This window comes from Actinoalloteichus caeruleus DSM 43889, from assembly GCF_000429185.2.
Lineage (GTDB): Bacteria > Actinomycetota > Actinomycetes > Mycobacteriales > Pseudonocardiaceae > Actinoalloteichus_B > Actinoalloteichus_B caeruleus.
Map to the genome: position 1 here is coordinate 2,119,716 of NZ_AUBJ02000001.1, position 25,254 is coordinate 2,144,969.

The following is a 25,254-nucleotide window of genomic DNA, read 5'->3' on the forward strand; positions in this document are numbered from 1 at the left end:
CCCAGCCGACGAACACAGTGAAGGTGCCCCATGACCAACACGACAGCGGACCATCGCCACCTGCTCAGGCGCCAGCTCGCCGAGATCCTGCGCGCGGTCGGGGCACTTTCCGACCCCGCGCTCCTGGCCGCGTTCGTGGACGTGCCCCGGGACCACTTCGTCGGCGACTTCGCCGTGCGCACGCCGGACGGATTGTCGTGGATCTCGCGCACCGACCCCGCCCGGCTCGGCCTCGTCCACGGCGACACGACGCTGATCACCGAGGTGGGCTCCGACGGCACCCCCATCTCCTCGAGCACGGCGCCGTCACTGATGGCGACGATGCTGGAAGCACTGGAGCTGCGCGGCTCGGAACGGGTGCTGGAGATCGGAACGGGAACGGGCTACAACGCGGCGATCCTCTGCCACCGCCTGGGCTCCCACCGGGTAGTCACCGTGGACATCGAACCGGGGCTCACCCTGACGGCCGCCGCCCGGCTCGACGACCTGGGGTACCAGCCGACCGTCCTCACCGGAGACGGAGCCGAAGGCGCGCCGCGGCACGGCCCGTTCGACCGGCTGATCACCACCTGCGGGCTCACATCGGTGCCCGCCACGTGGCTGCGACAGGTCCGGCCAGGGGGACGGATCCTGGTCAACCTCGGCTTCGGTCTCGTGTCCCTGCTCGTCCTGGAGGACGGAACGGCCGAGGGCGGTGTGCTCGACTTCGCGGCCTTCCTGCCCCGTCGAAGCGGTGTGGACGACCCGGCTCCGGATCCCCACGACATCCCCCGCCACAGCGGGTCTCCGGCCCGACGGGACACACTGCCAGAAGCCCTGGACGACCGCACCGGCCGCGCGGTGCTCTCGCTGCACCGCCCTGGCTTGTGGAGGGGTTCCCACCTCGACGATGACGGGCGCGTCGTCCACCTGCTCGACGAACGAACGACGGGAGCATGGGCTCGGGCCACAGAACTGGACGACGGCTCCGTCGAGGTGGTCCAGCGTGATGGGCTGTGGGACGCGGTGACCGCCATCTTGGGAGAGTGGGACGAACGCGGCCGCCCGGACATCACGGAGTACGGGATCCGCGCGGATGCGCGGGGGCACCGCGTCCTAGCGCCCTAGTGGGGCTGGGTGAGGAGCGCCGCCACTGTGAGCACTCCCCCTTCGGTATGCCCCCCACGTGGCGAGGACCAGGTGGAAGTCCACGTCCACCCCGTACCCGGTCGACCGGCTCGGCTGGTGGGTGATGACGACGCTGAGCCTCGCTACGGTGCGAACGTGTGGTCACCGGGTGGTCACCGCCCCCTCCCGTAACCCCGGGTCGGGGGTGCGGGCAGGTTGTGCGGCGAATGGATCTCGACGGAGCACGGGCACGTCGGGCGGACTCGAAGTACCACGTCGGCCACCGCGACCCCGGCGCCCACCCTCGTGGTGGTGCGCGACTCAGCCGGCCCGCTCGCCGACGGGGTGGAGCATGCGGTCCAGCGAACGCAGGCACTGCCCGAGCGCCTCGTGCCGGGAGACCCCGCACTCCCGCACGAAGGCCCAGGCCGCGTAGAGCAGTGCCCACAGCGCCTGCTGCACCCACTCCGGGGTCAGCTCCCGGTCGATCGACCCGTCCCGGTGGCCCCGCTGGACCAGGGCCAACAACTCGAGGTCGGAGTCGCTCTCCTCGTGCCAGTCGAGGCCGGAGCTGAACTGCGGGTCGGTGAAGACCAGCGACAGGACGTCCCCCAGCAGTTCGAAGTACTCCCGGCAGAGCCGCACGATCGCCTCACGGGCCGGCCCGACCTCGAGCTTGGCGCGGTCGGTGGCGACCGCGATCCGCTCCAGGGTGAGGGTGCCGATGGCGTGGACGAGGTCGGAGCGTTCGGCGAAGTAGCGGTGGAGGGTGGTGCGCCCCACCCCTGCCTCCCTGGCGACCTCGGAGAGCGAGGCCGAGGAGTCACGGCTGAGGACGACGACGGCGGCGTCGAGGATCGCCTGACGCGTGCGCGTGCGCACTCCGGTCTCGACCACCTGATCTCCCGCCTCCGTCATGCGACGTACCGTACTCGCCCCCGAATCGGAGCATAACGGAACTCATTTGCCTGAAACGGAACAGTCGTGTTCCACTACCGGACATGTCTGTGCTGCCCGATTCGGGTCACCCCTCCTCGACCACCGGGGCACCGCGCCTGCGGTTGCTGTGGTCGTTCGCCCGACCGCACTGGCGTGGCCTGCTCGGCGGGCTCGCCCTCGCGCTCCTGGCCTCCGGGATGGGACTGGCCACCCCGATGGTCACCAAGTGGATCCTCGACGCCCTGGGTGAGGGCCTGTCGTTGACCACCCCGGTGATCGCCCTGCTGGTGCTGCTGGTCGTCGGAGCCGTCGTCTCGCTGTGGCAGTGGATCCTGCTGGGCACCATCGGCGAGCGGGTCGTGCTCTCCGCGCGGGAGTCGATGGTTCGGCGGTTCTTCGGCGCCCGGATCACCAGCCTCGGGGTTCGGCCCGCAGGTGAACTCTCCACCCGCGTCACCTCGGACACCCTGCTGCTCCGGGAGGCCGCGGCCGACTCGGTGGTCGGGCTGATCAACGGCGTGGTCACCCTCGTCGGCAGCCTCGTGCTGATGGCGGTGCTGGACCTGGTGCTGCTGGGGTTGACGGTCGCGGCGGTCTCCGTGGTCGCGGTGGCCTTCGCGGTCCTGATGCCTCCGATCGCCAAGGCCCACGAACAGGCCCAGGAACGGGTGGGGCGGCTCGGCGGCGCCCTCACCGAGGGTCTGCGCGCGATCCGCACCGTGAAGGCCAGTCGGGCCGAGCGGCGCCAGGGCGACCAGATCGTGCGGGAGGCCACCGAGGCGGCGCGGTTCAGCGTGCGGGCGGTTCGCCGGGAGGCCGTCGCCTGGACGGTGGCCTGGTCCGGCGTCCAGCTGGCGATCATCCTGGTGCTGGGCGTGGGGGCGTGGCGGATCGCCGACGGCGCCCTCGCGGTGTCCAGCCTGATCGCGTTCCTGCTCTACGCGTTCGGCCTGATGGACCCGATCATGACGCTGAGCCAGAACGTCACCGCCATCCAGGCCGGGCTCGCCGCCGCCGGGCGGATCCGGGAGACCCAACGCCTCGAACCGGAGGGCACCGAGCGGGCGACGGTGGACCACCCCACCTCGGACACCACCACCGGCGACACCTCGACATCCCATTCTCCGGGCGGTGCGGAAACCCCGGTGGTGCGGCTCGCCTCGGTCGCCGCCCGCTACGCGCCCGGTGCGGAACCCGCCGTGTCCGGTGTGGACCTCACCATCCCCCGGCGCGGCCACACCGCGATCGTCGGTCCGAGCGGCGCGGGCAAGACGACGCTGTTCTCCCTGCTGCTGCGGTTCCTGGAACCCGAGTCGGGTGAGCTGCGGCTCGACGGCCGGCCCTACCGCGAGTTCAGCCACGAGGAGGTGCGCGCCCGGTTCGCCTACGTCGAGCAGGAGACGCCGGTGGTGCCCGGCACCGTCCGGGACAACCTGACGTTCACCTACCCGGATGCCTCGGAGGACGAGGTGTGGACGGCGCTGCGGAAGGTCCGGATGGCGGAGCGGGTCGCGGACATGCCCGACGGGCTCGACACCCCGTTGGCCTCGACCATCGTCTCCGGTGGGGAACGCCAGCGGATCGCGCTGGCCCGGGCGCTGGTGCGCACCCCGGACGTCCTGCTGCTCGACGAGGCCACCGCCCAGATCGACGGTCTGACCGAGGCCGCGGTGCACGACTGCGTGCGGGAGCGGGCCGAGGAGGCGGCCGTCGTGACGATCGCCCACCGGCTGTCGACCGTGATCGACGCCGACCTCATCGTCGTGATGGAGAACGGCGCGGTGCGAGCCAGGGGCACCCACGAGGAACTGCTGGCCTCCGACGAGTTGTACCGGGACCTCGTGCGGGCCCTGCGCATCGCCACCCCCGCCCCGGCCTCGCCCGAACTCGCGGCGGAGATCGACGGGGCCCGGCGGGTGGCGACCTCCGGGTGAGCCCCACCCCAGCCGGCTCGCTCCCGGCACCAGCCGGTTCCCGGCCGATGCCCTGCCGGCCCGAGCCGTCCACCGCACCCCGCACACGTTCCCGCGCCCACCGGCGCGGTTCGGCACCCCTCGGAGGACCAAGGATGACCATTCTCGTGACCGGAGCGACCGGCAACATCGGACGGCTGGTGGTGGACGCGCTGCTGGCCGCCGGGGCCACCGACGTCCGCGCGCTCACCGTCGACCCGGTCAGGGCGGCGCTGCCCGCCTCGGTGGAGGCGTTCCGCGGCTACGTGGGACGCCCCGCCTCGATCGGTCCCGCGTTGGAGGGCGTTCACGCGCTCTACCTCGCCCCGACACCCCACACGGCCGGGGAGGTGGTGGGGCTCGCGCGGGAGGCCGGGGTCGAGCGGATCGTGGACCTCTCCGGGGAGGAGGGCTCCTGGTGGTATGCCGTCGCCGAGGCGGTGGAGGCCTCCGGAGCGGAGTGGACCCACCTCATGCCCGGCGACTTCATGGCGAACATCAGCGTCTGGGCCGACACCATCCGCGAGACCGGGACGGTGCGGGACGCCGCCTTCGGGTCGGCCAGCGCCCCCATCGCCCTGGAGGACGTGGCCGCGGTCGCGGCGACCGCCCTGCTCCACGACGGGCACGCCGGCCGGGCCTACTCGCTGACCGGGCCGGAGACCATCACCCGGGAACGGCAGGCGCGGCTCATCGGGGAGGCGCTCGGACGGGAGCTGCGGCTGGTGGAACTCACCCGGGAGGAGGCCATCGCCGAGTTGCACGACCTGGGCGAGTACGCCGAGTGGTTCGTCGACGGTCTGCTGGAGCTGGTCGACACGCCCGCCGAGGCCACCAGCACGGTGGAGGAGGTCCTGGGTCGACCGGGAACACCGTTCTCGACGTGGGTGCGCGACAACGTCGAGATGTTCCGCTGACCGGGGCGGGCCGGGTGGCGCGTCCGCCGAGGGGGTGGGCGGTGCCACCCGGCCCGTCGCTCAGTTCGTGACGACCCCGCAGGCGACCCGGTCACCGGCGTCACCGGTGGACAGGGTGTCGGAGTCCGGGCCGTCCGGCGCGTAGCGCTCGGGGATGTTGCCGAAGTTGTCCGGTCCGGCGTGGACGATGAAGGCCGCGCCGTCCTCGTCCACCAGGTCGGCGATGGTGAACCGGTCGGTGACGGTGGTGAGTTCGGCGACACCGTCCTCGGTGGCGAAGAGGCTGGTGAGGTCGCCTCCGTGGCCGGGGTGGTGCTGGTCGTCCCCGCTGCCGAGGTGACCGCCGGCGGTGAGGAAGTCGCCGACCTTCTCCGGGTCGCTGGGGCTCTGGCTGTCCGGCTCGCACCGGCCCGTCTGGTGCACGTGGAATCCGTGGAAACCGGGATCCAGATCGGACACGGTGGCGACGACCTCCACCCCGCCGGTGACCTCGCGGAGGCGCACGGTTCCCACATCGTTGCCGGAGGCGTCCACCAGCACCGCCGAGGCGGCGACCCCGTCGCCCTCGGCCGGGGAGGAACCAGCCGCCGTGGGGGAGTCCGGTAGCCGCAGTTCGTTTCTCGCCTCCTCCGAACCGCCGCATCCCGAGGTGGCGAGGACTCCCGCGGTGAGGAGTCCGAGCAGGACCGGGGGATGTTTCGCTGACGACATCGGTGATTCCCCTTCCGGGCAGGCCCGGCCGGCCCACGCCGACCGGTCTCGGTGTGCCGCGGTCACGCCGCTCGGCAGCCGCGACGCGCGGTGAATGCGCCGGGGAGCCGCGACCGTCGGGGTCGGCGACCCCCCGGCGCCGCCTGGTGTCACGTCACCAGTGGATCTCACGGGGAGTGCGTGGGTGATCACCGCAGTCTTAGCAACCGGGGCGGCCGGGGCGCTCGCCGAAACCAGGTTTCTCACCCGATCCGATGACAGTGGACGATGCGCGCCGCTGAGCCGCCGTCCTCGACCAGCGGAACGCGGTTGTCGGCCACCGTGGTTACCGTCCGTGCCATGGCAGAGGTCACGATCGTGGACGAGAGCACCGGAGGTGCCGCGCCGTCCACCTGGACGTTGGAGTTCCTCGAAGAACGCATCACCGTCCGGGAACTCATCCGGCGGCGCGTCTACCAGGAGGTCGGCGAGTACCACGCCTCCGGCGGCGAGTTCCGCGGCCTGGTGCGTCCCACCGCCCGGGAACGCGCGCTCAACGGCTCCCCCGTCGGTCATGGCAGGGTGGACTGGGAGGAGCAGGCGGACCTGGCGGAGAAGGCGTTCACCCGCAACGGTTTGGTCATCCTGGTCGGGGACCGCCAGCTGGTCGAGCTTGACGAGGAGGTCGACCTCACCGTCCACACCGAGGTGACCTTCCTCCGCCTCGTCGCACTGGTGGGAGGCTGACATGTCGACGACCGCACCGCCACCGGGGCTGGTCGACCTGGTCCGGGCCCCCTCGACCCACTACCGGTGGGTGGACGATCCGCTGGTCCCCCGGGTGGCGGCGCTCTCTCCCGAGGAGATGGACGCACTCCACGGCCAGCTCGGCGAACTCATGGCGGAGGACGCTCCCGGCACCCGCGAACGGGACCGGCTCCGGACCGTCCGCCTGCTGATCACCGTCCTGCGGCACGTCCGGCAGGCCGTCGCCGGACGTCCCGAGCAGCGGGACGAGGCGGCCAACGCGGCCCTCACCCTGCTGGAGCGGTTCCCCAGCGCCCGTGCGCTCGACGCGGGCGCCGTCTCCCGAGGCGTGACCAGGATCGTCGTCGACCACGACACCGCGTTGGCCGCCCACCTCTTCGCCGAGGTGCTGCACCGCCTCAAGGACATGCCGTCCACCACCGACGACGCCCTGTACCTCCACCTGCTGCGGGACAACCTGCTGATCGAGGGCGTCGGCGGCTCCTGGCTCGACGAGGACCTGCTGATGGACTGGCTCGGCGGCTGCTTCTCCCTGGCACTGCCCTTCGCCGCGCTCCCGGTGTTGCGGCGGGCGGGGGCGGCTAGCCGTCCGGAGCTCGTGGCGCTGCTCCGCCGTCACCGGCTCGACGCCCACGGCACGCGGGACGTCACCGTTCTCCCGGAGGAGGGCCGGTGGCCGCTGCTCAACGTCGGCGAGGCGTGGAGTGAGGCGGCGACCTCCGACATCGACGCGCTGCCCGAACCCGAGCGGGACGCGCTGCGCGCCCTCGTGGCGCACGCGCTGACGGCGACCACCGCCAAACCGTCGGCGGCCTGGAAGCGCACCGCCCGCGACCTGCTGTCCAAGCCGGGCGCCGAACGGTTCCCCGCCCTGTTCGTGGCCTGGGGTTCGCGGGTGGGCCGGGCGCGCACCCTGCCGTTGCGACCCTCCATCTGGTACTCCCACGACGTGAGTGCCCTGCTCGACCCGCACAACGTCACCGCGCTGCGCGGGCTGTGCTGGTTGGCGACCCTGTGCCCGCCCGCCGAGGGCCTGGAACGTGTCCTCGGCGGGATGGTGGAGACCGCCCTGCGCAAGGCCCCGGGTGTCGGTCCCCGCTCACCCCGGCTCGCCAACTCCGCCACCTACGCCCTGTCCGAACTCGACGGCGCCGCCGCCCTCGGGCAACTCGCCAGGCTCAGCTCGCGGGTGACCTACAAGGGGACGTTGAAGGAGATCGACAAGGGCCTGGCCCGCCGCGCCGAGGCCCTGGGGATCAGCAGGGACGAGATCGAGGAGCTCGGCGTACCCACCTTCGGCATGACCGAGGTCGGCACCCTGGAGGAGCGGTTCGACGGCGGCGCCACCGCCCGGCTGCTGATCGGGACCAACTCGGCCACCCTCAGCTGGACCAGCGCCACGGGCCGGCCGGTCAGGTCCGTCCCCGCCCAGGTCCGCGCCGACCACCCCGAGGACGTCGCCCGGCTCCGGGGCGCGGTCAAGGACGTCACGAAGATGCTCACCGCCCAGCGGGACCGGCTCGACCGGCTCATGCTGAGCCGGCGGACCTGGCGGTACGAGGGGTGGCGGGACCGGTACCTCGACCACCCCCTCGTCGGGGTCCTGGCCCGCCGGCTGGTGTGGTGGGTGGGCGGCACCCCGGCCTGCTGGTTCGACGGCCGGCTGGTGGACGTGGACGGTGCGGAGGTGACGGCGGACCCGGCCGCCGAGGTGCGGTTGTGGCACCCGGTCGAGGACGGGGTCGAGCGGGTGCTGGCCTGGCGGCGGTGGTTGGAGGACCGTCGGGTGACCCAGCCGTTCAAGCAGGCGCACCGGGAGGTGTACCCGCTCACCGACGCCGAACGCGCCACCGGCGTCTACTCGAACCGGTTCGCCGCCCACATCCTCCGCCAGCACCAGTTCCACTCGCTGGCCACCGTGCGGGGCTGGCGGAACCAGTTGCGGCTCATGGTCGACGACTCCTGCGAGGCACCCTGCCGGGAGCTGCCCGAGTGGGGGTTGCGCGCGGAGTTCTGGGTGGAGGGCGTCGGCGAGGACTACGGCACCGACACCACCGAGAGCGGCACGTTCCTCCACCTCGCCACCGACCAGGTGCGCTTCTACCCGCTGGACGCGCCCAGGAACAGCCAACACGCCTGCGGTGGGCCGTACTCGCAGTGGGTGGGCCCCGACCAGGAGCCGACGCCGCCGGTGCCGTTGGCGGAGGTGCCGCCGCTGGTGCTCAGCGAGGTGCTGCGGGACGTGGACCTCTTCGTCGGGGTGGCGAGCGTGGGCGCCGATCCGACCTGGGCGGACGGCGGTCCGGCTGGCCGGTACCAGGAGTACTGGCACTCCTACGGTTTCGGGGAGCTCTCCGCGACCGCGCTGACCCGGCGGGACCTGCTGTCCCGGGTGGTCCCCCGCCTGGCGATCGCCGACCGGTGCTCCCTGGACGGCCGGTTCCTGCGGGTGCGCGGTGACCTGCGGAGCTACCGGATCCACCTCGGCTCCGGGAACATCCTCATGGAGCCCAACGACGAGTACCTGTGCATCGTGCCCACCCGGCGGGACGAGAGCGGCGGATCGGTGTTCCTGCCCTTCGACGGGGACCGCACGCTGGCGGTGATCCTGTCGAAGGCCTTCCTGCTGGCAGCGGACACGTCGATCACCGACAGCACCATCACCAGCCAGCTCCGGCGATGACTCGACGCTCGCCGTGATCGAAGCGTTACTCGGCGCGCTCAACCCGCTGCCGTGGTCGCGGTGTGTTCGGTGTGAAGGGCTTGTGATGAGCCCGGCCGGCCGGTGAACACCGGCCGGCCCACCGAACGGAAGGACACCAGGTGCGAACACCCCGTGTTCGGCTCGGCGCCGGTCTCCTCGCCGCACTGCTGCTCACCACCCCCACGGCAGCGGCCGGCACCCACGAGACCGACCCACCACCCCCGACCACACCCGTGACGTCACACACCAACGGCGCCCCGATCAGCATCACCCTGATCACCGGGGACACCGTCCTGCTCCGCCAGGGCCCCGACGGGCTGGCACTCGCCGGGTTCACCTCCCCACCCCACCGGCGCGGCACCGGCTACCACCAGGAAACCCACCAGGGACGACTCGTCGTCATCCCCGACGACGCCCGCCGCGCCGTGATCTCCGGGCGACTGGACGAACGGTTCTTCGACCTCACCGGACTCGTCGAACAGGGCCTGACCGACGACCACCAGGACAGCCTCCGGATCATCGTCGACGAACCCGCCGACGGACCACGCGCGTTCGCCGCACCCGAGGTCGCCGAGCACACGCAGTCCTTCCCGGACCTGGGGTTACGCGGCCTGGAGATCGCCCACGAGGACCTGCCCACCTTCTGGCAGGACCTCGAAGGCGGTGAGGGTCCCAGCGTGCTCAGCGCCCAGGACGACACCCGGGTCCTGTTGGACGGGCGGGTGCGCGCCACCCTCGACCAGAGCCGGGACCTCGTCGGCGCCGGCGAGGCCTGGGACGCCGGCCACACCGGGGACGGCGTCACCGTCGCCGTCCTCGACACCGGCTACGACACCGGGCACCCCGACCTCGACGGCCGGGTCGTCGCCGCCGAGAACTTCTCCGACGCCGAGGACGTCCAGGACCGCAGCGGGCACGGCACGCATGTGGCGGCCACGATCGCCGGCACCGGAGCAGCCTCCGACGGCCGCTACGCCGGCGTCGCCCCGGGCGCGGACCTGGTGGTCGCCAAGGTCCTCGACGACCAGGGCCAGGGCTGGACCACCGACGTCATCGCCGGAGCGGAATGGGCCGTCGAGCAGGGCGCGGACATCCTCAACCTCAGCCTCGGTGCCGAGGCGTTCCCCGAGGGCGACCCCCTCGTGGAGGCGGTCGAGGAACTCTCCGCCACCACCGGAGCGCTGTTCGTGGTGGCCGCCGGCAACAACGGCCGGCCGGCCTCGATCGACTCCCCCGGTGTCGCCGACAGCGCCCTGACCGTGGGCAGCACCACCAAACAGGACGAACTCAGCGACTTCTCCAGCCAAGGCCCCGTGCCCTGGAACTTCGGGCTGAAACCCGAGATCGCCGCACCAGGATCCGACATCGTGGCCGCTCGGGCAACGGGCACCCTGGAGCACTACGCGGTTGACGAACACCACGCGTCCCTGTCCGGCACGTCGATGGCCACCCCGCACGTCGCCGGCGCCGCCGCCCTGGCACTCCAGGCCAACCCCGACCTCGACGGCCAACAGATCAAGGCACTGCTCACCGCCAGCGCCGAACCTCTCCCCGGGATCGACGTCCACGGACAGGGAGCCGGCCGCCTCGACATCGCCCGCGCCCTGGAGCAGGGGCCCCGCGCCGAACCCGCCACCCTCGGCTTCGGATTCCACGAGTGGCCCCACGACGGGGAACCGGTGGAACGCACCATCACCTACACCAACCCCACCGACACCGAACTCACCCTGGCCCTGGACCTCACCGTCAGCCAGGACGACGGCACCCCCGCCCCCGACGGCCTGCTGGAACTGACCACGGACGAGGTGACGGTGCCCTCTGGTGGAACGGCGACGACCACGCTGGTCCTCCGGCCCACGGCCGAACGGGTCAGCACCATCACCGGTCGGCTCACCGCCACCACCGACGGGGCCCGACTCGTGACCCCGGTCTCAGCGATGGTCGACCAGGAACGGCACCAACTGTCGGTGTCGGTCCCCGACGAACTCACGACCGCTAACCTGACCATGTCACTGGTCGTGCAGAACACCGAGACCGGTGACGTCGACGAGGCCCATACTTTCGATGTTCGAACCAGCCTCCGGCCCGTGCCGGGACGGTACCGCGTCGTCACCGCCGTCCACGACCACCTCCCGGGCGGCGAGCTGGAAGCGACCTACGCCGTCGACGAGATCGAGCTGACCGAGGACACCCACCTCACGATCTCGTGGGACACCCGGAGACCGGTCGAACTGGTGCCCGAGGAGGAGGGCGCTCGTCGCCAATTGGCCACTGCCGGGTATGAACTCGAGAACTACGCCTGGGTCATATCGGGTTCTCCGCCGGTTCGGACCTTCGTCATCGATGCCGACACCGAGGTCGACGGGTTCCGGTTCGTGGACGGGGGGACATGGGCCGCCCCATTGGCTCACGTCGACATACCCGGCCACGATCTGGACATCGAGGTTTGGGAGAGGCTGGACGGCCCGCAGGGGACGGTCTCGGGGCCTCTGGTCGACGTCACCTCCGCCCCGGTCACGGAGATCCCTGATCTGACTGGCAGCATTCCCTTCCTGGGGCCGGAGGCGGAGCTGGAGCCGGACGAGGTCGTGCCGTTCGCCCAAGCGTTGATCGACCGAGGTGCTGAGGTTCTGCTCTCGGGCATCTGGATCCAGGAGGAGATCGCGCTGCCGTACGTCGAGGTCGACTTCCTTTCCGGGCGTCGACTCGCGGATCTCCTCGCACGCGAGGGAACCGTGGACGCGGTCATCGAGGGCCGCGAGTTCAGCCCCTACGCCTACTTCCTGCTGGAGCCCCACGAGGGTGGTTTCCCGCCCCCGGGGCGTCGCGTGGTACGCGACTCCGCGCTGGCCAGGGTCGAGAGCACTTACCACAATCCCATGGCCGAGACCGGGATCACGAGCCTGACCCAGATGGTCTCGCGGGACGGCACGTACGTGACCCACCAGTGGGTATCGACGGTGATCCCGCAGGTCCGCACCGAGTACCTGTCCCCCGGCCTGGAGTGGTCGACGGAGATCTCGTTCCGTGGTGAGGGTGGGCAGAACATCGGCACGCTGGTGTCCCCACAGACCCGGCTGGAGGCGGGTGACGAGCGGACCGAGTCCTGGTACCGGGGTCCGATCGGCCCGGCGCTGCCCGACCAGGCCCTGGTCGACTGGCAGAAGCGGGGGTGGCGGCCCCCCGCCGTGCGGGAGGACGACCTGCTGCGATTCCAGTTGTCCATGTTCGGCGACAACGACCCCCGTCACGCCAACGTGGTCGACCTGCGGTTCGACACCGACAGCGGCCGGATGGTGCTGAGCCGGGACGGCGAGGTCGTGGCCGAGGCCGACACCCCCGGACTGGCCGACCTGGAGGTCCCACCCGGACCCGGCTGGTACGACCTGGCCGTGGACGCCGAACGGACCAGCGAGATCTGGGCCGCTCCCGGCAGGGTCCACGGCCAGTGGCGGTTCCACTCCACCGGGGCCTACGAGGTGCTGCCCCTGCTCGACATCCGCTACGACCTCCCCCTCGGGTTGACCAACGACACCCCCGCGGGTGAGCCCCTCGCCGGAACGGCCACGGTCGTCCACCAGACCGGGGCCCAGGAATCCCCGATCAACGAACTCGCCGTCGAGGCCTCCTTCGACGAAGGTGAGACCTGGGTACCCGCCGAAGTCGACCGGGACGGCGAGGGCTGGACGCTGGTCCTGCCCGGTGCCGGGGAGCCAGGCGACCTGGTCTGGCTGCGCGCCACCGCCACCGACGAGGACGGCAACTCCGTCACCGAGACGATCGAAGGCGCCTACCGGCTCCGCTGAACCACCACGACGCGGGCCGGGAGGGCGCCCCCCTCCCGGCCCGTTCCACCCCTGGGCAGGGAGGCCGTGCACCGCGAACCGGAGCAGGGAAGCCCTCCGCGTTCCCGAGGGAACCGGCCGTTCAGGGAGCAGCGCTCGGCGATCGCCCGACGGGGGACCGCCCGGGCCAGCAGGCACCGCCGGATCCGCGCGGTCGCGGAGCCCCGAAACCGTGGGAGCGCCGTGCTCCTGGTACTCGCACTCCCAGGCCATCGTCCGACCAGGTCGGATCGAGCCCACACTCGCCACACCGACGAAGCGGTCCACATCCGCGGGACCTCGCTGAGGACTCCGGCTGACCGGGCCCTGGTCGATGCCCACGGCCGCGAGCACGGCCCGACACCAGGACGAGCCAACCGCAGTGGGACTCCGGCGCTCGCCGTGATCGACCCGTGACCCACCCGACTCAACGTCTCCATCCGATCACAGCGTGTTCGGTGTGAAGGGCTTGTGATGAGCCCGGCCGGCCGGTGAACACCGGCCGGCCCACCGAACGGAAGGACACCAGGTGCGAACACCCCGTGTTCGGCTCGGCGCCGGTCTCCTCGCCGCACTGCTGCTCACCACCCCCACGGCAGCGGCCGGCACCCACGAGACCGACCCACCACCCCCGACCACACCCGTGACGTCACACACCAACGGCGCCCCGATCAGCATCACCCTGATCACCGGGGACACCGTCCTGCTCCGCCAGGGCCCCGACGGGCTGGCACTCGCCGGGTTCACCTCCCCACCCCACCGGCGCGGCACCGGCTACCACCAGGAAACCCACCAGGGACGACTCGTCGTCATCCCCGACGACGCCCGCCGCGCCGTGATCTCCGGGCGACTGGACGAACGGTTCTTCGACCTCACCGGACTCGTCGAACAGGGCCTGACCGACGACCACCAGGACAGCCTCCGGATCATCGTCGACGAACCCGCCGACGGACCACGCGCGTTCGCCGCACCCGAGGTCGCCGAGCACACGCAGTCCTTCCCCGACCTGGGGTTACGCGGCCTGGAGATCGCCCACGAGGACCTGCCCACCTTCTGGCAGGACCTCGAAGGCGGTGACGGTCCCAGCGTGCTCAGCGCCCAGGACGACACCCGGGTCCTGTTGGACGGGCGGGTGCGCGCCACCCTCGACCAGAGCCGGGACCTCGTCGGCGCCAGCGAGGCCTGGGACGCCGGCCACACCGGAGACGGCGTCACCGTCGCCGTCCTCGACACCGGCTACGACACCGGACACCCCGACCTCGACGGCCGGGTCGTCGCCGCCGAGAACTTCTCCGACGCCGAGGACGTCCAGGACCGCAGGGGCCACGGCACGCATGTGGCCGCCACGATCGCCGGCACCGGAGCAGCCTCCGACGGCCGCTACGCCGGCGTCGCCCCGGACGCGGACCTGGTGGTCGCCAAGGTCCTCGACGACCAGGGCCAGGGCTGGACCACCGACATCATCGCCGGAGCGGAATGGGCCGTCGAGCAGGGCGCGGACATCCTCAACCTCAGCCTCGCCGGCTGGGCCACCCCTGAACGCGACCCGCTGGTCGAGGCGGTCGAGGAACTCTCCGCCACCACCGGAGCGCTGTTCGTGGTGGCCGCCGGCAACAACGGCCGGCCGGCCTCGATCGACTCCCCCGGTGTCGCCGACAGCGCCCTGACCGTGGGCAGCACCACCAAACAGGACGAACTCAGCGACTTCTCCAGCCAAGGCCCCGTGCCCTGGAACTTCGGGCTGAAACCCGAGATCGCCGCACCAGGATCGGACATCGTGGCCGCCCGCGCGGAGGGCGTCGAGGAGGAATGGGCCATCGACGAGCACTACCTCAGCGCGTCCGGCACCTCCATGGCCGCCCCGCACGTCGCCGGCGCCGCCGCCCTGGCACTCCAGGCCAACCCCGACCTCGACGGCCAACAGATCAAGGCACTGCTCACCGGCAGCGCCGAACCTCTCCCCGGGATCGACGTCCACGGGCAGGGAGCCGGCCGCCTCGACATCGCCCGCGCCCTGGAGCAGGGGCCCCGCGCCGAACCCGCCACCCTCGGCTTCGGACTCCTCGACTGGCCCCACGACGGGGAACCGGTGGAACGCACCATCACCTACACCAACCCCACCGACACCGAACTCACCCTGGACCTGGACCTCACCGTCAGCCAGGACGACGGCACCCCCGCCCCCGACGGCCTGCTGGAACTGACCACCAACACGGTGACCGTCCCACCCGGCCAGACCGCGACGGCCACGCTGGTCCTCCGGCCCACGGCCGAACGGGTCAGCACCATCACCGGCCGACTCACCGCCACCACGAACGGGGCCCGACTCGTGACCCCGGTGTCGGCGGTGGTCGACCAGGAACGGCACCAACTGGCGGTGTCGGTCTCCGACGAACCCCTGACCAGTTCCCCGCTCCTGTCCGTGGTGGCCGAGAACACCGAGACCGGTGAACTGCACGAGGCGAGGACCTTCGAGGAGGGGGTGGACGTCACGCTCGTTCCGGGCACCTACCGGGTCGTGATCTCGCTCAACGAGTACATGGAGGACGGACGGTCGTACCAGACCTACGCCGCCGAGGAGGTCGAGCTGACCGAGGACACGCTGCTCGACGTTCCCCTGGAGACCCGCGAAGCGGTCGCGCTCGTGCCCGCTGAGGACGATGCCGAGCGGTACGGCACCACGCACGGGTACGTCCTCGAGAGCGCCACTCACACCTTCACCGGGATAATGACCGAGTTGTTCGTCGTCGACGCGGGAGCGGAGATCGACGGCCTCGGCTTCCTGCACGGCGGCGCATGGACGGCCCCCCTGGTCCGGGTGGAATTACCCGGGCACGATCTGCGTGTGGGGGTCTGGGAGGACCTCCGTGGCCCCCGGGGAACGGTCACCGGCACTCTCGTGGACCTCACGTCCACCCCGGCCGAGGACGTTCCTGACCTCACCGGACGCATCCCGTTCCTCAGCCCCGGGACGGACCTCGCCCCCGACAAGCTCGCGGACCTGGTGCGGGCCGTGGCTGACCGGGGAGCCGAGGTGTTGTTGGGCAGCGTCTGGATCGAGACCGAGATTCCGTTGCCCTACGTCAACGTCGAGTACCGCTCCGCGACACGACTGGCTGAGTTGATCGCCGAGGAAGGGCGGGTGGAGGCCGTCGTGGAGGGACGGGACCACAGCCCCTCCGCGTACTACCTCCTGGAGTCGCACGACGGCGGTCTCCCACCGAGCGGTCACCGGGTGGTGGAGGCTGACGAGCTGGCCCGGATCGAGAACACCTACCACAACCCCGGCCCCGAGGACGTGCTGCACGAGACCCGTCAGTCGGCTTCCTCGGAAGGTGTCGTCATCGCCGACCTGTGGGCACTGACCATGTTCCCGCAGGAACGGACCGAGTACTTCTCGCCTGGCTTCGACTGGGTGGGGGAAGTCTCGCTACCCGGGGACTGGGGCGTGGGCAAGCTGGTGACGCCGCCGACGGCGCTGGAGGCGGGTGACGAGCGGACCGAGGCCTGGTACCGGGGCCCGATCGGCCCGACGCTGCCGGACCAGACCAGGGTCGGCCTGGACGAGTGGCGGTCCCCGGCCATGCGGGAGGACGACCTGCTGCGGTTTCAGCTGTCCATGTTCGGCGACAACGACCCCCGCCACGAGGCCCTGCCCGACCTGCGGTTCGACACCGACAGCGGCCGGATGGTGCTGAGCCGGGACGGCGAGGTCGTGGCCGAGGCCGACACCCCCGGACTGGCCGACCTGGAGGTCCCACCCGGACCTGGCTGGTACGACCTGGCCGTGGACGCCGAACGGGACCACCAGGTCTGGGCCGCTCCCGGCAGGGTCCACGGCCAGTGGCGGTTCCACTCCACGGGGGCCGACGAGGTGCTGCCCCTGCTCGACATCCGCTACGACCTCCCCCTCGGGTTGACCAACGACACCCCCGCGGGTGAGCCCCTCGCCGGAACGGCCACGGTCGTCCACCAGACCGGGGCCCAGGAATCCCCGATCAACGAACTCGCCGTCGAGGCCTCCTTCGACGAAGGCGAGACCTGGGTACCCGCCGAAGTCGACCGGGACGGCGAGGGCTGGACGCTGGTCCTGCCCGGTGCCGGGGAGCCAGGCGACCTGGTCTGGCTGCGCGCCACCGCCAACGACGAGGACGGCAACTCCGTCACCGAGACGATCGAAGGCGCCTACCGGCTGCACTGAACCACCACGGCGCGGGCCGGGAGGGCGCCCCCCTCCCGGCCCGTTCCACCCCTGGAGCGGAGCACCGGGTTCACAACCGGGGAGCGGCGTCGGCGCCCCCGGCGACGTGCAGGACACCGGGCAGGCCGGTCAGTTCCCGCACCAGCTCCTCGAGCGACCCCCGCCCCCGCAGCTCGACGACCACCACGACCGTCCGGTGGTCCTCCGCGCGGTCCTCGTACTCCACGTGCAGGTCCAGCACCGTCCACCCCCGGCTGGTGCAGGCGGAGAGGACGCCGCGCAGCACTCCCCGCCCCTCCAGGTAGCCGATGCGGACCGTGCTGGGCTGGCGCCACGAACCCCGCAGGTGCCGCGTCAGCCAGGGGTAGCCGGCCACGACGAGGAAGTGGGCGGCGGTGGTGGCGACGGCGAGGACGAACAGGCCGCCACCGCTGGCCATGCCGACGGCGGCCGTCACCCACACCGACGCGGCGGTGGTCAGGCCCTGGACGGCGTCGCGGCGGACGAAGATGAGCCCGCCGCCGATGAACCCGATGCCGGTCAGGATCTGGGCGGCCACCCGGGACGGGTCGAGCATGACGTCGTCACCGAGGACCGAGGTGAAGCCGTGCTGCGAGACGACCATGAACAGGGCGGTACCGAGGCCGACGAGGCTGTGGGTGCGCAGGCCGGCGCTCTTGGCCCGGATCTCGCGTTCGAGTCCGATGAGGCTGGAGAGCAGGAGCGCGACCGCGAGCTCCCCCAGCAGGGGGATTTCACCGAGTCCGGACGAGACGGGGCCCTCCACCCCGGCGACGCTAACCCGGGGCCGGTGCCCCGGCGACCGCGAACGCGCCCGACGTCCCCGGTCGGGTGACGCCGGGCGCGGCGGGTCAGGCGGCGCCGTGCTCCCTGGCGTAGGCGTCGAGCTCGTCGAGGAAGGCGTCCCGCCGGCCGGCGGCCAGCCAGGAGATGGTGAAGGCGTTGCGCTGCAACGCCACCAGGTCCGCTTCGTCAAGGTCGAGCTCCCCGGCGAGGGCGACCAGGTTCTCGCTGACGTAGCCGCCGAAGTAGGCGGGGTCGTCGGAGTTGACCGACACGGGAACCCCCCGGTCGAGCAGGGCGCGGATCTCGGGGGCCTTCATGCTGGCCGTGACGACGCCGTTGGAGATCGGGCAGGCGGTCAGGCCGATGCCCCGGCGCAGCACCTCCTCGACCAACGCGTCGTCCTCCAGGACGTTCAGGCCGTGGTCGATGCGGTCGACCCCGATGACCTCCAGCACCTGGCGGAGGTGCTCGGTGGTGTTCTCCTGGTCGATGTCGCAGTGCATGGTGAGCAGGTAGCCCTCGGCCCTGGCCCTGGCGAAGACGGCGGCGAACTTCTCCGGCGGGTTGCCCTTCTCGTCGGAGTCGAGGCCGACGCCGACGATCCAGTCCTTGTAGGGCAGCGACTCCATCAGGGTCGCCATCGCGTACTCGGCGGAGAAGTCACGCAGGAAGCAGAGGATCAGCTCGGCGTGCACGCCGAGGTCCCGCTGGGCGTCGACCACGCCCTGCCGCAGCCCCCGCACCACGGTCGGGAAGGGCACGCCCCGCGAGGTGTGGGCCTGGGGGTCGAAGAAGATCTCGGTGTGGCGGACGTTCTGGTCGGCCGCCCGCCGCAGGTAGGCGTAGACCAGGTCGCGGAAGTCCCGTTCGGTCAGCAGCACCCGCATCCCGTCGTAGTAGACGCCGAGGAAGGACGGGAGGTCGTGGAACTGGTAACTGGCCCGGAGTTCGTCGACGTCGGCGAAGGGCAGTTCGAGCCCGTTGCGCTCGGCCAGCTCGAACTTGAGCTCGGGTTCGAGGGTCCCCTCGATGTGGACGTGCAGTTCGGCCTTGGGCAGGCCGGCGACGAACTCGGCCGAGACGGGCACGGCGGGCTCCCTCCGTGGTGGTGGTGCCCGGCCGTCTTCGGCGGCCGGGGTGGTCGCGGCCGGTCGGCCCGCTCGGGACGGGCGCCCGGCGTGCGGACAGATCCGGATCGTACGCAGGAAAACCCCTGATCACGCGGTGGGGTGAGCGGTGGGCACCGGGTGGCGACCGGCGGTGTCGGACCGGGCACGGAGGGCTGTCGAGCCCCGGTGGGTCGCGGTGTGGCGCGGCCCACGCGCACCGGAGATTGGTCAGACCAAGGCCTTGACACGGGTGGGGCGCGCTGTCTAGCGTCCCGACGAAGATTTGGTCAGACCAATGCGGGGAGGCCGGGGTGGAGCCGCACCTCATCACCCTCGTGGACGCGTTGCGCCAGGCCGCGACCCCCGAGGAGCACACCGGTCGGCTCCGGCTGCCCCCGGAACGGGAGCTGGGCGCCCGACTGGCCATGAGCCGGGCGACGCTACGCGAACAGCTCTCCAGCCTGGAGATGTTGGGCTTCCTCCACCGCACCCAGGGACGGGGCACCTACCTGGAGGTGCCCAACGCCAACTTCATGCGGCTCTACTTCAGCCTCGCCATGCGGCTGGGGCACATCAGCGGACCGCAGTTCGAACGGGCGAGGGAACTCCTCGAACTCTCCGTCGCCGCCGAGGCCGCGACCCTCGCCTCCCCCGAGGACGTGCGGGCGCTGCGCGCCGACGTCGACGCGATGGTCGAGTCCTCCCTGGCCGGGCGGGTCGAGGCGGCCACCGACGCCGACTTCACCTTCCACCACCGCCTGTTCCGGATCGTCGACAACCCGATGTTCGACTTCCTCCACGACGGCATCGGCTACGTGCTGCGGGACGAGCTGACCGCACGGCGGGCCGCCGCGCTGGCTGCCGAACGCCGTGCCGGCCGGGACGGCTGGGAGACCGACCACGTCCACTACGAGGTCGTCGACGCGATCGAGGCCGGCGATCCGAGGGCGGCGCGGGAGGCGATGGCCCGCCACTTCACCCTGTGGCGCGACCTCACCGCCCGGTCCACGCCCGCCCCCACCAACCACTCCTCCACCGGGCACCCCGCCGGGCCGGTCGACCAGCCGGCCGCGGGTGGGTGAGCGGAGGAGGACGACCGCACCTCCGAACACCGGCGGCGGCCCCCGGTGGACACCGGGGCGGTCGCGGCAGGGCACTCGGGGCTTCCCGGCCGTGCCCACCAGCACCACCACTACGAGAAGGGAGCCGATGATGACCGCGACGCAGGACGTCGACCGCGCCGCGCCCGCCGGCCCGTCGTTCGAGGACCGGGTTCGCCGGGTGGCGGACGCGGCCCACCGGATGCGCCACCACGTGCTGAACATGGGCGAGGTCCAGGGGCAGGGCTACGTCGGCCAGGCCCTCGGCGTCGCCGACGTGCTCGCCGTGGCGTACCAGGACCAGCTGCGCCTGCGGCCGGCGGACCCGCACTGGGACGAGCGGGACCGGTTCCTGCTCTCCATCGGGCACTACGCGATCGCCCTGTACGCGGCGCTGGCCGAGGCGGGGGTGATCCCCGTCGAGGAACTGGAGACCTACGGCTCCGACGAGAGCCGCCTGCCGATGTCGGGCATGGCCTCCTACACGCCCGGCATGGAGATCTCCGGCGGGTCGCTGGGCCACGGCCTGGGCGTCGGGGTCGGGATGGCGCTGGGCCTGCGGCACCGGGGGGTCGCTTCCCGCGTCGTGAACCTCCTCTCCGACGGCGAGCTCGACGAGGGCTCCACCTGGGAGGCCGCGATGGGCGCCGCCCACCACCGGCTGGGGAACCTGACCGCCGTGGTCGACATGAACGCCCTGCAGGCGGACGGGCCGACGGCCGGTGTGCTGGCCATCGAGCCGGTGGAGCGCAAGTGGGAGGCCTTCGGCTGGCACACCGTGCGGGTGGACGGCAACGACGTGCCCGCGCTGCTGCGCGCCTTCGACAGCCTCGCCGAGGCCGACGCCGACACCCCCCGGGTCGTCATCTGCGACACCCGGATCGGGTCCGGGGTCCCGCTGCTGGAGACCCGGGAGAAGGCGCACTTCATGCGCATCGACGAGCACGAGTGGCAGATCGCCAGGGACCAACTCGACCAGGGAGCGCAGCGATGAGCACGCCGACGAGGAAACGGCTGACCACCTCGGCGATGATCGCCTCGTTCGTCGACGAGGGGCAGCGCACCACCCCCGCGCCGTTCGGGCACGCCCTGTCCCGGCTGGCGGAGGAACGCCCCGAGATCGTCGGCTTGACCGCCGACCTGGGCAAGTACACCGACATGCACGTCTTCGCCCAGGATCACCCCGACCGGTTCTTCCAGATGGGCATGTCCGAGCAGCTGCTGCTCGGCGCGGCCGCCGGGATGGCCGAGGTGGGTCTGGTGCCCTTCGCCTCCACCTACTCGGTGTTCGCGACGCGGCGCGCCTACGACTTCCTGTGCCTGGACGCCGCCGAGCCGGGGCTGAACGTCAACATCGTCGGGGGGCTGCCGGGCCTGACGACGGGTTACGGGCCCAGCCACCAGGCGACGGAGGACATCGCGATCCTGCGGGGCATGCCCGGGCTGACGATCGTCGACCCCTGCGACTCGGTGGACATCGAGCAGGCGGTCCCGGCGCTGGCCGAGGTGGCGGGCCCCACCTACCTGCGGTTGCTGCGCGGCAAGGTCCCCACGGTGCTCGACGAGTACGACTACACCTTCGAGGTGGGTCGGGCCGCCGAGCTGCGCACGGGTCGCGACGTGACGCTGGTGTCCAGCGGTCTGATGACGATGCGGGCGTTGTCGGCGGCCGAGCGGCTGGCCGAGCACCGGGTCGACGTGGGGGTGCTGCACGTGCCCACGATCAAGCCGTTGGACACCGAGGCCGTGCTGCGGGTGGGCCGGTCCGACCGGCTGGTCGTGACGGTGGAGAACCACAGCGTGGTCGGCGGGCTCGGCGAGGCCGTGGCGTCCTGCCTGGCGTTCAACGGCGTCGGTCGCGACCTGGTGCCGGTCGCCCTGCCCGACGAGTTCCTGGCCGCCGGGGCGCTGCCCACCCTGCACGACCGGTACGGCTTGTCCACCGACCGGCTGGTGCGCCGGGTGCTGGACGCGTTGGAGGTCTGATCCGGGCCGCGACCGCCCCGGTCTCCGGGTGTGGTCGCCCCTCCTGGAGGACGGGGTGGGGAGCCTGGTCGGCTCCCCACCCCGTGTTCCCTGCCTGGTTCGCTCAGCTGGCGAACCCGGTCACTCGAAGATCACGTCGGAGCAGTTGTAGAAGGCCTCCGGGCTGTCCGAGCGCTGCCAGATCGAGTAGATGATGTGCCGGCCGCTCTTGTCGGGCAGGTCGGCGGACCAGGTGTACTCGGCGCCGTGCGGGCCGCTGCCGTTGATCGGCGGGTCGGTGACGACGTCGAAGGGCTCGGGCTCCAGGTCGGACCACTTCAGCGGCTGGGTCGGGTCCCAACCGTCCTTGGTGACGTACTGGTACCAGGTGCCGGGGTGCGGGGCCCAGGCGTTGTAGCGGATGGTCACCGTCTCACCGGCGGGCATGGTCGTGGTGGGCCAGTCGGTCCTGGCCTGGTTGTAGGCGGCGTAGGTGTCGCCGGGGCCGCACAGGCGCCCGTCGGGGATGATCTCCTGGTGGCGGCCGCCCGCGTCGGGGAGGAGGTTGCCGAACCAGTTCCACAGCGCGTTCTTGCCACCCATCTCGATGGCGTCGGCGCAGGCCGGGTTGGTCGGGTCGAGGTCACCGCCGATGCCGCCGGCGAGACCGTCCACGTAGCAGGCGTAGGTCCTGGTCTGCGGGTAGGTCAGGCCGCCGTGCGCCAAGGCCACCTGGGGCGGGATCGCGAGAGCGAACATACCGGCGAGGCCGGCCAGCAGGCCGAAGAACCTCAGTTTTCCTTTCACCTTCACCTTGGTCTCCTTGATCGACTGGTCAGCGTTGGTCAGTCGTCCGCTCCCCGCCGTCCGCGCCGGTCGACCACGGTCGACCACCGGGGCCGCGTCTGGCCCGACGCCGCCGCCGGTGGTCGACCGGCCGCCCGGGGCCGTCCGCGTCGACCGAGGTGCTGGCCGGCGCGGTCTCCGCTCTGGCTGCCGCCGGAGGAACGACCCACGGGATAACTGGGAGCGCTCCCAGAGTGGGGCCGGCACGCACGGTGTGTCAACACCTGGTCAGCGACCAACACGGCAAATACTCCTGTTGCCGCACCGACCCAGCTCCGAAGATCCCAGCGCGACCGGACGGCCTCGGCCCGAGCCGGGGCGCTGAGCAGGGCAAAGAACGCCGTCCGGTTTCGGTTCGACGAAACGCGTGACCCAACCGGACGGCGAGGCGGCCGAGGGGGGTCAGCGGCCACCGATCCGGCCTCGGACCCTGCGACGCAACCGGTTCCCCGCACCGGCGGCCACGGGGCCCGCGCACGCCGCACGTCGGTCACCGACACCGTTCCCGCTGGCCAGGAGACCGCGACCGCCGCCGTCGACATTGGTGGCGGCCACCGGGCGCTCCGCGTGGACACCGATCACCCCATGCCTCCTTGGAGCGCTCCCATCACGTGGCGGGATCGCGTCGGCGCGTTCGCCCCCAGGACTCCCGGGACATGCCGCACGGGGGCGGGGCCGCCCCGGCGCCGGGGGTCAGGGCCGCCCGCGTCGGCGCGCGTGATGACGCCGGAGGTTCACCGCCCGCTCGGGTCGCACCAGCGACGTCGTTCGCTGGGCCGGCGGCTCCTCCGAGTGGACACCGCCGGTGAGCTGCCGACGCGGACCTCCCCCGTCCCGAGCGGCCGGCCCCGGGTGATACCGGCGCGGGCCCGCTGGTCGAGCGGCCACCGGAGGCGCGGCGACCGGCCACGGCCGGACGTCGGGCGCGAGTGCCACCTACCCCGAGGTGGGAACGCGGTCGGCGACCCAGGCGACACCGTCGGGGTAGCGGTGCGCGGCGCGGGAGGCGGTGCGGATCTGCGCGGAGAAACCCGGGCGTTCGGGGGCGAGGTAACGGCCGCCGCGCACCCGCACCGGGTCCACGAAGTGCTCGTGCAGGTGGTCGACGTACTCGATGACCCGGTCATCCCAGGTCCCGCTGACGGCGAGGTAGTCGAACATGGCGAGGTGCTGGACGAGTTCGCACAGGCCCACCCCGCCGGCGTGCGGGCACACCGGTCGGCCGAACTTCGCGGCCAGCAACAGGATCGCGACGTTCTCGTTCACCCCGGCCACCCGCGCCGCGTCGATCTGCACGACGTCGATCGCGTCGGCCTGGAGGAACTGTTTGAACATGACCCGGTTGTGGATGTGCTCGCCGCTGGCCACCCGCACCGGGGCGACGCCCCGCCGGATGGCGGCGTGTCCGAGCACGTCGTCGGGGCTGGTGGGCTCCTCGATCCACCACGGGTCGTACGGCGCCAGCGCCCGCGTCCAGTCGATCGCCTCGGCCACGTCCCACCGCTGGTTGGCGTCCACGGCGATGCGCACGTCGGGGCCGGCGATCTCCCGGGCGACCCGCAGCCGGCGCAGGTCGTCGTCGAGGTCCGCGCCGACCTTGAGCTTGATCTGGGTGAAGCCGGCGGCCAGCGCCTCCCGGACGAGCCTGGTGAGCTTCGCGTCGTCGTACCCGAGCCAGCCGGGCGAGGTGGTGTAGGCGGGGTAGCCCTCGGCGAGCAGGCGGCGTTCCCGCCCCGCGCGCCCCTCCCGGGCCGAACGCAGGATGTCCAGGGCCTCCGCCCTGGTCAGGGCGTCACTGAGGTAGCGGAAGTCGACGAGGTCGACGACCTCCTCCGGTTCCAGGTCCGCCAGCAGCCGCCACAGCGGTTTGCCCTCCCGCTTGGCCCGCAGGTCCCACAGGGCGTTGACCACGGCGGAGATCGCCATGTGCACGACCCCCTTCTCCGGCCCGAGCCACCGGAGTTGGCTGTCGTGGACGAGGGAACGCCACAGGCCGCCCAGGTCGGCGAGGGTGTCGTCCAGCGGCCGGCCGACGAGGGCCGGCGCGAGGGTGCGGATCGCCGCCACCTGCACGTCGTTGCCCCGCCCGATGGTGAAGGCGAAGCCGTGCCCCTCCAGACCGTCGGCGGCGTCGGTCCGCACCACCACGTAGGCGGCCGAGTAGTCCGGATCGGGGTTCATCGCGTCCGAACCGTCCAGCTCACGGGAGGTGGGGAAGCGGATGTCCTGGGTGTCGATGGCGACGATGGAGGCGGTCATCAGTTACCTTCTCGGGGTCGTCCCGCGCCGGGCGGCGGCGGGTGTCGGCCGCGCGTCGCGGCCGGG

16 protein-coding genes are annotated in these 25,254 nt (G+C 72.0%); 10 read left to right on the forward strand and 6 right to left on the reverse strand.

Annotated elements, in window-relative coordinates; genetic code table 11:
* Positions 1 to 30 precede the first annotated feature (30 nt).
* The gene (locus G443_RS07395) at positions 31 to 1,107 is read left to right on the forward strand and encodes a methyltransferase domain-containing protein (RefSeq protein ID WP_051314357.1); all 1,077 of its coding nucleotides are present in this window, start codon (positions 31 to 33) and stop codon (positions 1,105 to 1,107) included.
* Positions 1,108 to 1,428: 321 nt separating this feature from the next.
* Here G443_RS07395 and G443_RS07400 read toward each other — a convergent pair whose 3' ends face one another.
* Entirely contained in the window at positions 1,429 to 2,025 is a 597-nt protein-coding gene (locus tag G443_RS07400; protein WP_026420575.1) for a TetR/AcrR family transcriptional regulator, read from the reverse strand.
* Positions 2,026 to 2,108: 83 nt separating this feature from the next.
* On the opposite strand from G443_RS07400, the gene G443_RS07405 reads away from it, so the two are divergent.
* On the forward strand, positions 2,109 to 3,980 hold the full coding sequence (locus tag G443_RS07405; RefSeq protein WP_051314358.1) for an ABC transporter ATP-binding protein: 1,872 nt from the start codon (positions 2,109 to 2,111) through the stop codon (positions 3,978 to 3,980).
* Between the two features lie 134 nt (positions 3,981 to 4,114).
* Entirely contained in the window at positions 4,115 to 4,915 is an 801-nt protein-coding gene (locus G443_RS07410) for an NAD(P)H-binding protein (protein WP_026420576.1), read from the forward strand.
* 60 nt (positions 4,916 to 4,975) lie between these two features.
* Here G443_RS07410 and G443_RS07415 read toward each other — a convergent pair whose 3' ends face one another.
* Positions 4,976 to 5,626: a superoxide dismutase family protein gene (locus tag G443_RS07415; RefSeq protein ID WP_026420577.1), complete on the reverse strand. Its 651-nt coding sequence runs from the start codon at positions 5,624 to 5,626 to the stop codon at positions 4,976 to 4,978.
* Positions 5,627 to 5,965: 339 nt separating this feature from the next.
* Here G443_RS07415 and G443_RS07420 point away from each other — a divergent pair, with 339 nt between their 5' ends.
* The 4 genes from G443_RS07420 (at position 5,966) to G443_RS07435 (ending at position 17,102) form a co-directional block, all read left to right on the forward strand.
* On the forward strand, positions 5,966 to 6,352 hold the full coding sequence (locus tag G443_RS07420) for a hypothetical protein (protein ID WP_026420578.1): 387 nt from the start codon (positions 5,966 to 5,968) through the stop codon (positions 6,350 to 6,352).
* 1 nt (position 6,353) lies between these two features.
* Positions 6,354 to 9,056: a DUF4132 domain-containing protein gene (locus G443_RS07425; protein WP_026420579.1), complete on the forward strand. Its 2,703-nt coding sequence runs from the start codon at positions 6,354 to 6,356 to the stop codon at positions 9,054 to 9,056.
* A 140-nt stretch (positions 9,057 to 9,196) separates the two neighbouring features.
* Positions 9,197 to 12,883: a S8 family peptidase gene (locus tag G443_RS07430; RefSeq protein WP_253860173.1), complete on the forward strand. Its 3,687-nt coding sequence runs from the start codon at positions 9,197 to 9,199 to the stop codon at positions 12,881 to 12,883.
* Positions 12,884 to 13,430: 547 nt separating this feature from the next.
* Positions 13,431 to 17,102 carry a S8 family peptidase gene (locus tag G443_RS07435; protein WP_253860174.1) on the forward strand — a complete coding sequence of 1,224 codons (3,672 nt, stop codon included), beginning with the start codon at positions 13,431 to 13,433 and terminating at the stop codon, positions 17,100 to 17,102.
* Between the two features lie 70 nt (positions 17,103 to 17,172).
* Here the strand turns inward: G443_RS07435 and G443_RS07440 are convergent, their stop codons facing one another.
* Complete coding sequence (locus G443_RS07440; protein ID WP_026419240.1) at positions 17,173 to 17,889, reverse strand: MgtC/SapB family protein; 717 nt, start codon at positions 17,887 to 17,889, stop codon at positions 17,173 to 17,175.
* Between the two features lie 85 nt (positions 17,890 to 17,974).
* Positions 17,975 to 18,997, reverse strand: a complete 1,023-nt coding sequence (locus G443_RS07445) for an adenosine deaminase (RefSeq protein WP_026419239.1) — start codon at positions 18,995 to 18,997, stop codon at positions 17,975 to 17,977.
* Between the two features lie 332 nt (positions 18,998 to 19,329).
* On the opposite strand from G443_RS07445, the gene G443_RS07450 reads away from it, so the two are divergent.
* The 3 genes from G443_RS07450 to G443_RS07460 all read left to right on the forward strand — a co-directional run bounded on the left by G443_RS07450 (position 19,330) and on the right by G443_RS07460 (position 22,104).
* Complete coding sequence (locus G443_RS07450; RefSeq protein ID WP_081715512.1) at positions 19,330 to 20,100, forward strand: FadR/GntR family transcriptional regulator; 771 nt, start codon at positions 19,330 to 19,332, stop codon at positions 20,098 to 20,100.
* A 130-nt stretch (positions 20,101 to 20,230) separates the two neighbouring features.
* Entirely contained in the window at positions 20,231 to 21,112 is an 882-nt protein-coding gene (locus G443_RS07455; protein ID WP_026419238.1) for a thiamine pyrophosphate-binding protein, read from the forward strand.
* Positions 21,109 to 22,104, forward strand: coding sequence for a transketolase family protein (locus G443_RS07460; protein ID WP_026419237.1), 996 nt, complete (start codon positions 21,109 to 21,111; stop codon positions 22,102 to 22,104). Before G443_RS07455 ends, G443_RS07460 begins: the two co-directional genes overlap by 4 nt.
* 120 nt (positions 22,105 to 22,224) lie before the next feature.
* Here the strand turns inward: G443_RS07460 and G443_RS07465 are convergent, their stop codons facing one another.
* Both G443_RS07465 and G443_RS07470 read right to left on the reverse strand, forming a co-directional pair.
* Positions 22,225 to 22,896, reverse strand: a complete 672-nt coding sequence (locus G443_RS07465) for a lytic polysaccharide monooxygenase auxiliary activity family 9 protein (RefSeq protein WP_081715513.1) — start codon at positions 22,894 to 22,896, stop codon at positions 22,225 to 22,227.
* Positions 22,897 to 23,865: 969 nt separating this feature from the next.
* A complete protein-coding gene (locus tag G443_RS07470) occupies positions 23,866 to 25,188 on the reverse strand; it encodes an enolase C-terminal domain-like protein (protein ID WP_026419234.1) in 1,323 nt (440 codons plus the stop codon).
* Between the last annotated feature and the right edge of the window lie 66 nt (positions 25,189 to 25,254).

Excerpts from the sequence above, each read along its gene's own strand:
- G443_RS07420 (WP_026420578.1), top strand. The coding sequence starts at position 5,966 with ATGGCAGAGGTCACGATCGTGGACGAGAGCACCGGAGGTGCCGCGCCG.
- G443_RS07415 (WP_026420577.1), bottom strand. The coding sequence starts at position 5,626 with ATGTCGTCAGCGAAACATCCCCCGGTCCTGCTCGGACTCCTCACCGCG.
- G443_RS07460 (WP_026419237.1), top strand. The coding sequence starts at position 21,109 with ATGAGCACGCCGACGAGGAAACGGCTGACCACCTCGGCGATGATCGCC.
- G443_RS07405 (WP_051314358.1), top strand. The coding sequence starts at position 2,109 with ATGTCTGTGCTGCCCGATTCGGGTCACCCCTCCTCGACCACCGGGGCA.
- G443_RS07425 (WP_026420579.1), top strand. The coding sequence starts at position 6,354 with ATGTCGACGACCGCACCGCCACCGGGGCTGGTCGACCTGGTCCGGGCC.
- G443_RS07395 (WP_051314357.1), top strand. The coding sequence starts at position 31 with ATGACCAACACGACAGCGGACCATCGCCACCTGCTCAGGCGCCAGCTC.
- G443_RS07400 (WP_026420575.1), bottom strand. The coding sequence starts at position 2,025 with ATGACGGAGGCGGGAGATCAGGTGGTCGAGACCGGAGTGCGCACGCGC.
- G443_RS07410 (WP_026420576.1), top strand. The coding sequence starts at position 4,115 with ATGACCATTCTCGTGACCGGAGCGACCGGCAACATCGGACGGCTGGTG.
- G443_RS07470 (WP_026419234.1), bottom strand. The coding sequence starts at position 25,188 with ATGACCGCCTCCATCGTCGCCATCGACACCCAGGACATCCGCTTCCCC.
- G443_RS07455 (WP_026419238.1), top strand. The coding sequence starts at position 20,231 with ATGACCGCGACGCAGGACGTCGACCGCGCCGCGCCCGCCGGCCCGTCG.